This is a genomic window from Mycoplana sp. 10N416, assembly GCF_056394765.1.
In genome coordinates this window covers 331,468-346,012 of the sequence record NZ_JBFTIM010000005.1, presented here as the reverse complement: position 1 = coordinate 346,012, position 14,545 = coordinate 331,468, and the positions used below count along the sequence as shown (strand labels likewise).

Sequence of the window (14,545 nt, the reverse complement as noted above, 5' to 3'; positions counted from 1 at the left end):
CAGGGATTTCCGCCAACGAAAGGGGCGGCGTCTGGTTCAGACGCTGGGGCGGGTTGGTGAAAAGCCGCGGCCGCCTTCCATGAAGAGTTGGACAAGATGCGGGCAGCCGCGTACGCAGAATGAAGATGAAACGCAAATATCATTCCGTCCTGGTGCTGCTCGCCGGTCTCGCCACCGCCATGTTTGTCGCCGCGCTGGTTGCGGCGTTCAAATATCGGGCCGGCTTGGACGACCTCAACAGCGGCCTCTCAGCGGCGGGCACGCGCCTCGGCGAGAAGCTCGCCCAGCATGAGGCACACCTGACTGCCCTTGCGGCCGTGGTTCGCATGGGGGAGCAGGAGCAAAACGAAAGTGTTCGGGGGCTCGCCGAGGCGATAGCTGCCTTTTATCCGCGCATCACAGAAATCGCGACGATCCATGTGGAGGGTGCGCGCGCGGTAATGACGCGCTATGACCGGCCAAATGATCCTCAGGTGGAAGAGCAGAGCTCCGCCGGACTGCCGGTTCTGACGACACCCGGCAGCACGGAGGTTCGCAGCCAGACGGGTGATGTGCAGCACTATGAGATCTACAAGCTGGTCGCACCGGGGCTCTATCTGCTGATGAAGATCGATGCGGATGGACTGGTTGCTGACGGTCTGTTTCCCCAGGACTACGGCTATCAGTTGTGGCTGCGGGAAACCCAACTGATCGACCGTCCCTTGCGTGCTTCGACGCTGCTCACCGCTACTCGCAACCTTGACGTCAACAGCGCCAGCCAGCCGTTACGACTGGAAATGAGCCGGGGTTTTCGCGCCACGGAGCTGTTGCCGCCGATGATTGTCCTGCCGCTTCTCTTGTTGCTTGCGGCGGCATTCTATTTGCTTGTCGCATATCGCCGAGCGGTGCGTGCGGAGCGGCATCAAGAGCGTCGAGCGGCTTTGCTCGAGCAGGAAACGAAACTTGCTCACGCCGGGCGTGTGAATGCCCTCGGCGAAATGGCATCGGGCATTGCGCATGAGTTGGCGCAGCCTGTCGCAGCTCTTCTGAGCCAGAGCCAGGCAGCGCGCCGGGCGATCGCGCTTGAGAGACGTGATATCCTGGAACAGGCGTTGGATGCCAATGTGCGCGAGGCAAAGCGCGCCGGCGACATTCTCGGGCGAATGCGTGCCTATATTGCCGGCGGAGCATCGCAGCTCGAAACCATTCCACTGGAGCGCGCCTTGACCGAAGCAATGCGTCTTGCCGAGCCCGATCTCGCTAGACGCGGCATCGCTCTCGATACCGTCATCGCATCCGGTGAGCGCCTCGTGCGTATCGACACGATCGGTTTTCAGCAGGTGATCCACAATATCCTGCGCAATGCTGCGGAAGCGCTCGACGGAAAGGACGATCCTCGCATTTCCATACGCGCTGAGGGCTCGGACAAGCAGGCTGTGCTCACGATTACCGACAACGGCGCGGGCATTCCCGCCGCGGCGCTGCCGCATATCTTCGAACCCTTCTTCACCACCAAGCCCGAGGGCATGGGATTGGGCTTGCCGCTTTGCGCACGGTTGATCGAGAAAATGGAAGGCAGCATGGAGGCGGTCAATGCGGGGGGAGCGCGGTTCATCGTCCGCCTGCCGCTGGAGACGACGCGATGATCTATCTGGTGGATGACGATGCCGCCGTGCGGGAAGCGCTGGCGATGCTGCTTTCGACCTACGGCAAGGAAGTCGCGACCTTTCCGGATGCTGCGCATCTCATAGCGCATGCGGACTGGACGAGACCGGGCGTTCTGGTCCTTGATCTACGGCTGCCCGCCGTCAGCGGTCTTCAGCTCATGACGCAATTGTCGGCGAAGGGCATCTCCTGGCCGACGATCATGATCACCGGCCATGGCGATGTCGAAGCCTGCCGCCGGGCCTTTCGCGCAGGCGTGACCGATTTTCTGACGAAGCCGGTCGACGAGCATGTGCTGATGGAGGCGATTGCAGCCTGCGAAGTGCAGCTTGCCGAACATCTCGCTCAGGCCGAGACGGCTGCACTGCTCAAACAGTTGACCGGGCGCGAGGCGGAGGTCATCGAACTGGTGTCGAAGGGGCTCGGCAGCAAGGAAATCGCCGCGGCGCTGACTGTCTCGGTGCGGACGGTCGACAGCCATCGTGCCAATATTGCGGCCAAGCTCGGCACGCCGTCAGTGGCGGAGCAGACGAGGCTCTGGCTGAGCGCGCATCGGTAATCCTACCGATAGGTGTCGGTTGCACTGCGAATTTCGCAGGGTGCGGCAAGCTTCTACTTTGGCTTCAGGAAATGGTTCCGTTCTGGAGATTCAAATGAAGCACACCGTTCTTGCTGCCGCTCTTGCCCTGATCGCCGCACCGGCGCTCGCCGACGATACGGTCGCCTTGCCAAGCCTCGGCACCGGGCTTGCCGTCGATCTGGCGCAGGCCGCCGTCGCCGCCTGTGCCGCTGACGGTTACAACGTGGCTGCCGCCGTTACGGATCGCTCGGGCATCCTGCTTGCGCTGGTGCGTGCGGAAAATGCCGGCGCTCACACCGCCGATGCCGCAACCGCAAAGGCCTATACCTCGGCGTCCTCGCGCAACCCGACGAGCGGCATGGCCAAGACCGTGGCGGAAAACCCGGCTGCGGCCGGCCTGGTCGATATTCCGGGCTTCCTCGTTCTGGCCGGTGGCGTTCCGGTCAAGGTCGGCAAGGCAACGATCGGTTCCATCGGCGTCGGCGGCGCTCCGGGGGGGCAATTCGACGAGGCTTGCGCCATGAAGGCCCTTGAAACCCATGCCAAGCGCCTGAAATAGTTCCTTCGCCCGCGCGCCCCCTCGGCGCGCGGGCTTTACGCTCCGAGGCAGCAATGCGACTTTTTCTTCTGGCAGGAGTCCTGATCATGGCACTAGGCGGCAATGCGCAGGCCCCGGTGTTGAGCGCCGTGGAAAGCGGCGACCATGGTGGATTGGAACAAGCTTTGGCCGCCGGCAATCCCGTAGACGAGCGCAACACGCAGGGCCAAACGCCGCTTCTGGTGGCGGTTTGGAAAAACGATGTCGAGGCTGCGCGCCTCCTTCTCGCCGCCGGAGCCGACGTCAACGCCAAGGACAGCATTCAGGATAGCCCGTTCCTCGTGGCCGGGGCACAGGGGCGAACGGACATCTTGCGCATGATCCTTGCTCATGGAGCCGATCTGACCAGCACCAATCGGTATGGTGGCACCGCCCTGATCCCGGCTGCCGAGAAAGGCCATCCCGATGCGGTGGACATGCTGATCGCCGCCGGGATCGATGTCGACCATGTTAACAAACTGGGATGGACTGCCTTGCTCGAAGTCGCGATCCTCACCGATGGCGGGCCTGCCTCTCAGCGTATCGTCCGTTCCCTGCTTTCGGCGGGGGCAGACGTGGGCATCAAGGACTTCGACGGAAAAAACGCTTTGGTCCACGCTCGCGCCCGCGGACTTTCCGCGGTTGCCGCCCTGCTCGAAGCCGACAAGGCCAAAGACTGAGCCGGATCGTAAAACCTTTTGAACTGGCGCGGCAGCCGCATTGCGATCGCGCGGGCTATCGGCTGCTCGGCTGCCTCGTTGGCAGGGACAGCGGCGCAAGTTCGGAAAGCGACCTGCCGCGGGGATCATTCGCGGCGATGCGGCTTTTCGTGAATTTCGACGCCTCCCGCATGACCTGAACGGCTGCATCATAGTCCAGTCCGAGCAGCCGCCCGCCGCGAGCAATGCAACGGCCGTCGACATAGACGGCCTCGACCGCCCTTTCGGCGGCGCAATGCAGCAGGTTGCGCAACGGATCATAGACCGGCTGCATAGCGGGGTGGTTGAGATCGACCAGCGAGAAGTCCGGTTTGGCGCCGATGGCGATCCGGCCGATATCCTGCCGGCCCAGCGCCTTCGCGCCGGCAAGCGTGGCCATTTCGAGGATATCGGCGGTCTTCAGGTCGAACACGCTCTTGCCGGCGATACGCGAGCAGATCAGTGCCCGGCGCATCTCTTCCAGCATGTTGTAGGGGTAGCTATCGGTGCCGAGGCCAACATTGATGCCGGCGCGGCGATAGCGGCCGATGGACTCCAGTATCATGCCGCTGCGCGAGAAGGTGACCGGGCAGTGGGCGACGGTCGTCCCACGTCTTGCGAGCAGCGCCATGTCGGTTTCGGTGCGCTGTCGTGTCCAGGAATGGCTGTCAATGAAGATGCAATGGCCGAGGATCAAATTGCCATCGAGGATGCCGAGGCCCTCGAGATATTGCACGGCGGTCTGGCCAGACCGGCGCAACAGTTCCTCATGTTCGGCCATGGTCTGGGCCGCGTGGACGGTGATCGGAACGCCGCGGCTTCTTGCGGCTGCGGCGGCTTCGATCAGCTGTTCGGAAGAGCAGGTCTCCACCTGGGACGGGGAAACAATGCCGCCGAGCCGACCGGAAGGATGGGCCTGGGCGGCATCGACGCATGCCAGCGCGCGCTCGTAGGCTTCCCGTCCACGGGCATGATCCCAGCGATAATCGAGGCGGTGGCTGTCTTCGACATGCCAGCGGGCCTCGCGAAAGCCCGGCGCGGCATAGGCACGGGCGCCGCTTTTCGCAAGCGTCGGCAGCCAGGCGTCGTGTGGGCCGGCGATGTCGACCAGCGTGGTGACGCCGCTGCGGATGAGGTCGCCGAGCATGACAGTCAGCGAGGCTTCGCGGGCTTCCTCGCTGATCTCGATCAGGGTCGAGTATTCGTACATCGCCTGGCCCCAAAGGGCGGCGGTGCCCATGTCGTCGAAGATGCCCTTGGACAGCGGCTCCTCGTCGGAATGGCAATGGATGTTGACGAAGCCCGGCAACAGCATGCGGCCGCGCCCCTGTTCCTCCTGCTCGAACGGACCGGTATAGCGGCCGCCGACGTGGAGGATCGCGCTGTCGTCGAAGGCGATGTCGCCATCGGAAAGATAGGCGTGGGTGCCGGTTTGTTCGTCATAGGCGACGATCGTCTCGACATTGCGGATGACGTGGATGGCCTTAGTCATGGGTCGTCCTAAAATAGCGCTCCAGGAAGCGGCTATAGGCTCCCATCAGCGCGCTGAAGGTGAAATAAACGGCGGCGGCGAAGACATAGCCTTCCAGCACGGCAATGCCCTGCCAGGCCGGATCGCGCATTGCCGAGCGCACGGTATCGAGGAAGTCGAGCAGGCCGACAATGGTGACGAGCGTGGTGTCCTGGAAGAAGCCGATGAAGAGCGCGACGAGCGGAGGGATGACCTTCTTGATCGCCTGCGGCAGCACGATCTTGAACATCACCGGCCAATAGCCCATGCCAAGCGCCGCACCGGCTTCGAGCTGCCCCTTGGGCACATCCTGCAGGCCGCCGCGCACGATCTCCGCGATATAGGCGGCGGCGAAGATGATGATGGCGATCTGTGCGCGCAGCAGCTTGTCGACCGTGACGCCGTCGGGCATGAACAGCGGCAGCATCACCGTTGCCATGAAGAGGATGCTGATCAGCGGCACACCGCGGACGACCTCGATGAAGCACGTGGCCAGGACGCGGATCACCGGCAGCTCGGATGCGCGCGACAGCGCAAGCAGGATGCCGAGTGGCAGCGCACAGGCGAGACCGACGAAGGACAGCATGAAGGAGAGCGGCAGGCCGCCCCATTGCGTCGTCGGAACGGCGGGCAGGCCAAAGATGCCGCCGGCCATGAGGGCGTACAGGCCGGGCAGGATGGCCACCACCCAGAGCAGCAGGAGCCCGCGGCCCCAGAACCGTGGCACCATGGATACGACCGCTCCGCCCATGAAGACGAGGAGCGCCAGAAGCGGCCGCCACTGCTGCTCGAACGGATAGAAGCCGAATGCCATGTAGCGGAGCTTGGCGTTGAGGAACGGCCAGCAGGCGCCGCTGGCCGTCTTGCAGTCTTCCGGCGTGCCGGCGAATGTCGCGTTGAGGAAAAGCCATTGGGTGGCGAACCAGCCGATGGCAAGAAGGCTTACGCTGCAAAGCACTGTTATCAGTGCGTTGCCCGGCGTGCCGAACCAGTCCTGCCACCAGCGCGACGACCGCCGGGGAGGGGCTTCGCTTGTGGTGGCACCGAGCACGAGTTGAAGCTCTGTCACGGTCAGCGCTCCTTCAGGGCGACGCGTTTGTTGTACCAGTTCATGAACAGCGAGATGGCGATCGAGAGGCTGAGATAGGCGCCCATGAAGATCGCAATGGTCTCCATCGCCTGTCCGGTCTGGTTCATGACGGTGTTGGAAATCATCACGAGATCCGGATAGCCGATGGCGATCGCCAGCGAACTGTTCTTGAAGACGGTGAGATAGGTGTTGGTGAGCGGCGGAATGATCAACCGCAGCGCCTGGGGCAGGATGACGAGACGCATGGTGCGGCGCCGCGGCAGGCCGAGGGCCATCGAGGCTTCCCATTGTCCCTTGTTGACGGCCTGGATGCCGGCACGGACGATCTCGGCGACATTGGCCGACACGCTGAGCGCCAGCCCGAACAGCAGGGCGACAAATTCAGGCTTCACCTGCAATCCGCCGGTCAGGCGGAAGCGGCCCTTTTCCGGCAGGTCGAAGGTCATGGCGATGCCACCCAGGAGCAGCACCAGTGCAATCGGTGCAATGCCGGCGATCCAGGCGATGAGGGCGCCATGGTTCGGTGTGCCCGTCGCAACCCTGCGGCGCAACGAAAAATGCCTGATGACGAGCGCCGAAACCATCCCGAGCACGACGGCGGCGACAGCTATGGCAGAGCCGCGCTCGAACGTGACGGAGGGGATGACCAGGCCGCTGTTGGAAAGATAGACGTGCGGTGCCAGCGGAAGGGCCGCGCGCACGGGCGGCAGCACGTTGATAATGACGGCATACCAGAACAGCAGATAGAGCAGCAGCGGAACGTTCCGGAGCGCCTCGACATAAGCCAGCATGAGCCGCTGCAGCAGCGGATTGCGGGACATGCGCCCGATGCCGACCAGAAGCCCCAGGACCGTGCCGAGGACGGCGGCCAGCAGCGAGACCTTGATGGTGTTGGCGAGGCCCACCAGCAGCGCGCGGGCGACCGTGTCGCTCGGCTCAAAGGCTATCGCGGCCTCACTGATGACGAAACCGGCCTGTCGTGACAGATAGGCAAAACCGGTCGCGATGTCGTTCTTGGCGAGATTGTGGCTTGCGGTCGAAAACATCGACCAGGCGATGAGGGCGATGACGCCGATCGCCAGCCATTGATAGAAAAGCGCGCGGTAGCGCGCATTGTACAGCAGAGCCATCAGTGCCCTCCGTCCTGAGAACCGCGAGAGGTGTTTGCGCCCGCAGGGTACGGGCGCAAACCTCTATCTCAACGGAAAGGCGGAGCGTAGAGCAGGCCGCCGGCGTTCCACTGGGTATTCGGGCCGCGGGTCATGCCGAGGCGAGTCTTTTCGCCGAGGGCGCGGTCGAAGACCTCGCCGTAATTGCCGACGGACTTGATGATGTTGTAGCCCCACTTGTTGTCGAGCTTCAGCATCTCGCCGAGACTGTCGGCAACGCCCAGCATGCGCTGGACTTCCTGATCGTCGCTCTTCAGCTTCTCGTCGACGTTGGCCTGGGTGATGCCCTTTTCTTCCGCCGCCATCAGCATCCAGACAGACCAGGAAACGATATCGCGCCAGTTGGCATCGTTCTGGCGGACGGCCGGTGCAAGCGGTTCCTTGGAGATCGTTTCCGGCAGGACGACATAGTCGTCGGGGTTGTTGGCGACAGCGCGGATCGAGGCGAGGTCGGAGCGATCCGAGGAGATCGCATCGCAGCGGCCGCTGAAGAAGGCGGCGCGGTTTTCATCCGGGCTTTCGAAAACGACGAGCTCGAACTTCGCACCCAGCTTGCCGAAGAAATCGCTGAGGTTCTGCGCCGTCGTCGTGCCCGGCAAGGTGCAGATGGCGGCGTCCTTCAGTTCTGCGGCGCTGGTGACGCCGAGCGCCTTCGACACCATCAGGCCCTGACCGTCATAGAAGACGACGGGCGCGAAATCGAGGCCGAGCGAGGCTTCGCGGGTGAAGGTTTGCGTCGTCTGGCGCGACAGCACGTCGATCTCGCCAGACTGCAGCGCCTGGAAGCGGGTGTTGATGTTGGTCGGCACGTATTCGACCTTATCGCCGTCGCCAAAGACGGCTGCCGCTACGGCGCGGCAGATGTCGGCGTCGAAGCCTTCCATGCGGCCCTGATCGTTCGGGGCGGCAAAGCCCGGCGTCGCAAGCGAGACGCCGCAAACCAGCTTGCCGCGCTGCTTGATCGTGTCGAGCGTATCGGCATGGGCGATACCGGCTGCCGTCGTTCCCAGAAGTCCGAGAACTGCACCGAGGCAACCTGCCAGAGTCCGTCTATTCATTCATTCCTCCCGTTTGGCGGCATTATCGTCGGCAGCTCCTCTTCCGCCTTTGGATGCGATAATGCGTACAGTTTTGTCTACAATACCTTTCCTTCATTGACAACACCGAGTCTCGCTCGTCGTCTACGAAGGGCAGTGGAGGGCGGGCCGTTGCCGCAGCGCTCAGCAGGCGGGCGGCTGGGGCGGAATGACCGGCTCCTCAAAAGTGCGCAGCAGTCGGCCCCAGCCGGGGTCGTGCATATGGGCCTGGAGACCGGCACGCGCCGCCAAGGCAAGCGCTTCCTCTTGGCCGAGGGAGATGGCCGCGTCGACGTCCGTGGTCAGCACCCGGCCCCCTTCCATCAGAAGCTTGCCGTCGACGATGACAGTATCGACATCGCTTCCCAGGACTTGATGGACGAGGCGGTGGACGGGCATCCACATAGGCATCAAATGCGGCTTGCGCATGTCGATGATGGCGATGTCCGCCTTCTTGCCGACCTCGAGCGAACCGATCTCGTGCTCCATGCCGATGGCACGGGCGGCATCAATGGTGATCATCTCGAAGACCTTGCCGGGTGGCAGCAGATAGCGGTCGTGATTGTGAAGCAGATGCTGGGTGAACTGCGCCAGCCTCGCGGTCTGGAGCATGTCGAAGTGGCGGCTGGGGGCCGCGCCGTCCGTGGTGATCGCGACCCGAATGCCCTTGGACATCATCTCCATGATCGGCGTGGAGCGGCCGGGCGGCGCATGGGTAACATGGGTGCCTGTTTCGGCCAGGATATCGATCTCCTCGTGCGAGATGCCCCAGCAGTGCTGCAGGTGGATATCCGGCCCCAGGAGGGCGTTTTCCTTGTCTTGAAAGGCCATGCGGATCTGGCCGGCGAAGGCGTCGGAATGCAGGCGAACGCCCCATTTTCGTGCGGTTTCGCGAACGCGGCGCGCCTGCATCCGGTCGTTTTCAGTGAGTTTCACCGCCTGATCCGGCGTCGATGCGTTCGACGGCTCAACGGACGGAACGATCGTGAAGGGTGTGAGGAATACCTGGATGCGGCCATCGGCGCTGCCGTTCAGTGTTTCGATGACGGCCTCGGTGCCCTCGATCATCTCGTCGAAGCTGACCTGACGTCGTTCTGGCGCGCCGCTTTCCCAACGCGTCACAGGATGCGGCCAGGGCAGGCCGGAAGGGCCGACGCAGATGATTTCACGCAACCCGATCTCGCTATAGGCGCGGGCGTGGTTGATCGCAAAGACGGGATCGTCGGCACGCGGCATCGAGGTGATGATGCTGGCGCCGGTCGTCACCCCGGCCCGCAGCCGCTCGATGCCGGAGACGAGACCGTCCGCATACCAGTAGTCGCGCGTGACATAGTGGTAGTAGGCGGGGGTGACGACCTTCATCCATAGGGAATTGGTGTCGGCGGCGATGCTGCGGATCAAGGCGTGGCCGGCATGGCCATGGGCGTCGATCAAGCCGGGAATGATCAGTTTGCCGCGACAATCGATGACTTGCTTTTCCGGGTGCCGCGGCAGGAGTTCGTCCGCGGTGCCGATGTCCACGATCCTGTCATCCTGGATCGCCAAAGCGCTATCCTCGATGATCCGCCTTTCGCGGTCCACGGTCACCATGGTGCCGTGCAGCAGCAGAAAATTTCCCATCCCATGCCCTCGCTTTTTCCGGTGTTTGTCGTTTTGGCGACTTTTATGGAGAATTTGGGTTACGATAATTGTCTACAATATCATTGACAATAGAGATGGGTGAAACAATACTCCCCTTCGCCTGGGGTCTAGGCCGCACAGGCTTATCAACGATCCATAAGGGGGGAATAATGTCCCGTTTGAAAAGCTTCCTTCTTGCCGCGATGACCGCGACTGCCATCGCCGTACCGGCCAGCGCCGAGACGCTTCGCTGGGGCGGGCGCGCCGATCTCTACTCGCTCGACCCATATTCGGTGCCTTCGACCTCGAACCTCGCCTTCCTCAACCACATCTATGAGGGCCTGGTGCGCTACGGGCCGGAGTTCCAGATCGAGCCGGCGCTCGCCACCGAGTGGACGCTGATCGACGGCAAGACCTGGCGCTTCACCTTGCGCAAGGGCGTGAAATTCCACGACGGCGCCGATTTCACGGCCGACGACGTGGTCGCCTCCTTCACCCGCGTTTCCGATGCGACCTCACCGCTGCGCGGCAACATCCCGCTCTATGCCGGCGTCACCAAGGTGGATGACTACACGGTCGATATCGCGGTCACCGCGCCGACCTCGCTGTTCCTCAACGACATCACCAACATCTTCATCTTCGATGCGGGCTGGCTGAAGGCCAACAACAGCGAAAAGCCGACGGACGTCGCCACGAAGACCGAAGGCTACACGACCATGCACACCAACGGCACGGGTCCGTTCAAGCTCGAAAGCCGCGTGCCGGACAGCAAGACCGTGCTCGTCGCCAATGAAGGCTGGTGGGACGAGAAGAAGCACAATCTCGACCGCATCGAGTTCACGCCGATCGCCTCTGCCGCGACCCGCGTCGCAGCAATTCTCTCCGGCGAGATCGACCTGATCGATTCCGCGCCGATCCAGGACCTGCCGCGGCTCGAATCCTCCCCGGGCCTCACCGTGAAGAAGCGCACCGAACTGCGCACCGTCTTCCTCAATTTCAACCGCAAGGAAAAGCTGGAAGACGGCCGCCCGAACCCCTTCAATGATCTCCGCGTGCGCCAGGCTGTCGAAGCCTCTGTCGACCGCGACCTGATCAACAAGAAGGTGATGCGCGGGCTGGCGCGCCCGTCCGGTTCGCTGATTGCGCCGGAAATCTCCGGCTACGCCGCCTCGCTCGACACCTACACGCCGGCCGATCCGGAACTCTCGAAGAAGCTCCTTGCAGAGGCCGGCCAGTCGGATCTCGCCTTCACCTACACCTGCATGAACGACGAGAACATCAACGAGGAAGACATCTGCTCGGGTATCGCCAACATGCTGAAGCGTGGCGGCTTCAACCCGACGATCGATATCGCTCCGCGCGCCGTGCAGACGCCGAAGCGCAGTGCCGGCAAGGCGGACATGTTCAACCTCAGCTGGGCGAACGAACCGACGCTCGATGCCTATTCGCTGCTGGCGCAGGTGCTGTCGACCAAACAGGGCGCGATGGGCGTCTCCAACTACGGCAACTGGTCCAACCCGGCGCTCGACAAGCTGGTGGCGGCAGCCGCGCAGGAGTCGGACAAGACCAAGCGTCTTGCGCTCGAAGGCGAGGCCCTGAAGATCGCCAAGGATGAGGTGATGCTGATTCCGCTGCACCAGCAGCCGATCGCGTGGGCCATGCTCGGCACCGTCAAGAGCGTCGATTTCCGCGCCGACAACAAGCCGCGCCACTGGCTGACCCAGATGGGCGACTGACGGCAGCGCCAGAGGCTTAGGTTTTGACGGGAAGAGAGCGTTTCATGATCCATGAAGCGCTCTCTTCATATGAATTTCAAACACATCATCCGGACATGCCATGATATCTGATCCTCTGCACATGCTTACCCTCGGCGAGCGGCCGGCGGGCCGTACGCTTCTGACCGCAGACTGGCTGCTTGCCTGGCGCGACGGTGGTCATCGTCTCGTGCCGCGCGGCGAGATGGTCATGGAGGACGGGGCGGTGGTCTTCGTCGGCCCGGTGTTTCCCGGCGAGGTCGCCCGCCGCATCGATTTCGGCGCGGCCCTTATCAGCCCCGGCCTGATCGATCTCGATGCGCTGTCCGATCTCGATACCTATACGCTGGTTCTCGACAACCAGCCGGGATGGGCGAGGGGGCGTGTCTGGCCGCGTTCCTATGTCGAGCGCGGGCCGTATGAAATGTACAGCCCGGAAGAGCTGGCCTTCCAGAAGCGCTTCGCTTTCGGCCTCCAGCTTCTGAATGGCGTCACCACGGCGGCGCCGATCGCCTCGCTCTACTATCGCGAATGGGGCGAGACGGTCGCCGAATTCGAAGCGGCGGCCGATGCGGCCGGCGAGCTGGGCTTGCGCGTCTTTCTGAGCCCGGCCTATCGCTCCGGCGGCATGGTGCTGGAGGCGCCCGGGCAAATGCTGCCGGTGTTCGATGAGGAGAAGGGATTGCGCGGCCTGGACGATGCGATCGCCTTCATCGAGCACCAGAACGGTCGGCACGGCGGTCTCGTCAACGGACTGCTTGCGCCGGATCGTGTCGAGACCTGCACGCTAAATCTCCTGCAGCGGACAATGGCGGCGGCCCAAGACCTCGACTGTCGCGTGCGGCTGCATATGGCACAGGGGCCGATGGAACTCGAAACCATGCAGAAGCTGCATGGCGCGACCGGACCGCGCTGGATGGCCGATCACGGTCTGCTGAGCGAACGGTTGATCGCGCCCCATGCCACCTACGCCACGGAGCATGACCTCGAGCTTTATGCGGCCCATGGAGTTTCCATCGCCCATTCGCCTCTGGTCTCGGCTCGCATGGGCAGTGTTCTCCATTCCTTTGCCGCCTGCCGCAGGCTTGGCATCAATATCGGCATGGCGACGGATACGGCGCCGCCGGATATGCTCATGAACCTGCTGATGGGGCTTGTCGCCTGTCGCATCAGCGAGGGGAAGTCCGACGCAGTGCTCTCGGCCGACCTGTTCGATGCGGCGACCTTGGGCGGCGCCAGAGCGCTTGGCCGCGATGATATTGGCCGGCTTGCGCCGGGGGCTCGGGCCGATGTCGCCGTTTTCCGCCTCGATGATCCCAGGATGACGCCGAGCGTCGATCCGATCACGACACTCGTGCTCGGCGGCTCCGGCAAGGTCACCCAGGCCGTCTTTGTCGATGGCCGGCTATCGATGCTGGAGGGGAAGCTTGCGGGGCTGGACATGCAGGAAGCCCGCAGCCGTGTGCAGCGCCAGTTCGAAGGGCTCGTCGCGAAATATCCGGACAGAAGCTGGGGGCATCCGCCCGTTGAGGCATTGTTTACGCCGAGCTATCCGTTGTGGGCGGGCAGGGAAGGCGATTAATGTTGGTAAAAGCGGAAAATTTAAGCGCCAATATTGTCGACAATTGCGTTGACAAATTTTGACGACGTTGTCTTAATAGATCCAGACGAAAGCCAAGGGAGGTGGTTGTGCGCGGAGGAGCGCTCGTCTCGCTACCGCAGCAGATTGTTGCGGTTGGGCCCAGGCTGTGTGCCGTTCGGTCCAGTCCTCTGTGTCGGTCTCTCCCAGCTTTTGAAGTCATTGAACGAACCGTCCGGCGGCTGCCGCGGACGGCGCGAAGCCGAGAGGTCACTCATGCTGGTCTTCATCATCAAGCGCCTCGGAAATGCGATCCTGGTGATGCTTGCCGTCGCCATGCTCGCCTTTCTGATCTTCCGGCTCGCGGGCGATCCCGTCGAACTGATGGTGGGCGAGCAGACATCGCAGGCGGACAAGGATGCGCTGCGCGAGCGGCTCGGCCTGAATGATGGCCTCGTGACGCAATATGTCCGTTTTGTCGGTGATGCGGCCCAGGGCAATTTCGGCGTTTCCTACCGTAACGGCCAGAAGGTGCTGCCGCTGATCGCCGAGCGCTTCCCGGCGACGCTGGAGCTGGTCCTGGTGGCGACCATCATCTCGCTGGTCCTCGGCCTGCCGCTCGGCGTGTTGACCGCCATCAAGCGCGGCAAATGGTACACGGAGGGCCTGCAATTCCTCTCCATTGTCGGGGTGTCGCTGCCGAGCTTCGTGGTCGGCATCCTGCTCATCCTCGTATTCGCCGTCATCCTCGGATGGGCGCCATCCTTCGGGCGCGGCGACGTGGTGCAGATCGGCTGGTGGTCGACGGGCCTCCTGACGCCGTCCGGCCGGGCCGCGCTGATCCTGCCGTCGATCGCGCTGTCGCTCTACCAGATCACGCTGGTCATGCGGCTGGTGCGGGCGGAGATGCTGGAAGTGCTGCGTTCCGATTTCGTCAAGTTCGCCCGGGCGCGCGGCATTCCGCGCTGGCGAATCTATTTCCGTCATGCGCTGCGCAACTGCCTGATGCCGGTCGTTACCATGACGGCGATGAATGTCGGTTCGCTGATCGCCTTTGCGCTGATTACCGAAACCGTCTTTCAGTGGCCGGGCATGGGCATGCTGTTCATCCAGGCGGTGACCTTCCTCGATATCCCGGTCATGGCGGCCTATCTCTGCATCATCTCCTTCATCTTCGTCGTGCTCAACACGCTGGTCGACATCACCTATGCGGTGATCGATCCGCGCCTGCGCACGGCGCGCTAACCC

12 protein-coding genes are annotated in these 14,545 nt (G+C 63.1%); 7 read left to right on the top strand and 5 right to left on the bottom strand.

Features of this window, described 5'->3' with window-relative positions; all coding sequences use genetic code 11:
• Window positions 1-125: 125 nt before the first annotated feature.
• From AC1DDS_RS13025 to AC1DDS_RS13010, 4 genes are all read left to right on the top strand, one after another.
• The gene (locus AC1DDS_RS13025; protein WP_477479276.1) at window positions 126-1,625 is read left to right on the top strand and encodes a sensor histidine kinase; all 1,500 of its coding nucleotides are present in this window, start codon (window positions 126-128) and stop codon (window positions 1,623-1,625) included.
• Window positions 1,622-2,203, top strand: a complete 582-nt coding sequence (locus AC1DDS_RS13020) for a response regulator transcription factor (RefSeq protein WP_310420147.1) — start codon at window positions 1,622-1,624, stop codon at window positions 2,201-2,203. Before AC1DDS_RS13025 ends, AC1DDS_RS13020 begins: the two co-directional genes overlap by 4 nt.
• A 94-nt stretch (window positions 2,204-2,297) precedes the next feature.
• On the top strand, window positions 2,298-2,783 hold the full coding sequence (locus tag AC1DDS_RS13015; RefSeq protein ID WP_310420145.1) for a GlcG/HbpS family heme-binding protein: 486 nt from the start codon (window positions 2,298-2,300) through the stop codon (window positions 2,781-2,783).
• Between the two features lie 86 nt (window positions 2,784-2,869).
• On the top strand, window positions 2,870-3,481 hold the full coding sequence (locus tag AC1DDS_RS13010) for an ankyrin repeat domain-containing protein (RefSeq protein WP_477479275.1): 612 nt from the start codon (window positions 2,870-2,872) through the stop codon (window positions 3,479-3,481).
• A 55-nt stretch (window positions 3,482-3,536) separates the two neighbouring features.
• Here the strand turns inward: AC1DDS_RS13010 and AC1DDS_RS13005 are convergent, their stop codons facing one another.
• The 5 genes from AC1DDS_RS13005 to AC1DDS_RS12985 all read right to left on the bottom strand — a co-directional run bounded on the left by AC1DDS_RS13005 (window position 3,537) and on the right by AC1DDS_RS12985 (window position 9,964).
• Entirely contained in the window at window positions 3,537-4,991 is a 1,455-nt protein-coding gene (locus AC1DDS_RS13005; RefSeq protein ID WP_477479274.1) for an amidohydrolase family protein, read from the bottom strand.
• Window positions 4,984-6,078 carry an amino acid ABC transporter permease gene (locus AC1DDS_RS13000; protein WP_477479273.1) on the bottom strand — a complete coding sequence of 365 codons (1,095 nt, stop codon included), beginning with the start codon at window positions 6,076-6,078 and terminating at the stop codon, window positions 4,984-4,986. The genes AC1DDS_RS13005 and AC1DDS_RS13000 overlap by 8 nt, the downstream gene beginning before the upstream one ends.
• A 2-nt stretch (window positions 6,079-6,080) precedes the next feature.
• Complete coding sequence (locus AC1DDS_RS12995; RefSeq protein ID WP_477479272.1) at window positions 6,081-7,229, bottom strand: amino acid ABC transporter permease; 1,149 nt, start codon at window positions 7,227-7,229, stop codon at window positions 6,081-6,083.
• Window positions 7,230-7,297: 68 nt separating this feature from the next.
• The gene (locus AC1DDS_RS12990; RefSeq protein WP_477479271.1) at window positions 7,298-8,326 is read right to left on the bottom strand and encodes an amino acid ABC transporter substrate-binding protein; all 1,029 of its coding nucleotides are present in this window, start codon (window positions 8,324-8,326) and stop codon (window positions 7,298-7,300) included.
• Window positions 8,327-8,488: 162 nt separating this feature from the next.
• A complete protein-coding gene (locus AC1DDS_RS12985) occupies window positions 8,489-9,964 on the bottom strand; it encodes an amidohydrolase family protein (protein ID WP_477479270.1) in 1,476 nt (491 codons plus the stop codon).
• A 170-nt stretch (window positions 9,965-10,134) separates the two neighbouring features.
• On the opposite strand from AC1DDS_RS12985, the gene AC1DDS_RS12980 reads away from it, so the two are divergent.
• The 3 genes from AC1DDS_RS12980 (at window position 10,135) to AC1DDS_RS12970 (ending at window position 14,542) form a co-directional block, all read left to right on the top strand.
• Complete coding sequence (locus AC1DDS_RS12980; protein ID WP_477479269.1) at window positions 10,135-11,700, top strand: ABC transporter substrate-binding protein; 1,566 nt, start codon at window positions 10,135-10,137, stop codon at window positions 11,698-11,700.
• A gap of 100 nt (window positions 11,701-11,800) precedes the next feature.
• Window positions 11,801-13,300: an amidohydrolase family protein gene (locus AC1DDS_RS12975; protein ID WP_477479268.1), complete on the top strand. Its 1,500-nt coding sequence runs from the start codon at window positions 11,801-11,803 to the stop codon at window positions 13,298-13,300.
• 273 nt (window positions 13,301-13,573) lie between these two features.
• A complete protein-coding gene (locus tag AC1DDS_RS12970) occupies window positions 13,574-14,542 on the top strand; it encodes an ABC transporter permease (RefSeq protein ID WP_310420128.1) in 969 nt (322 codons plus the stop codon).
• Window positions 14,543-14,545: the final 3 nt, after the last annotated feature.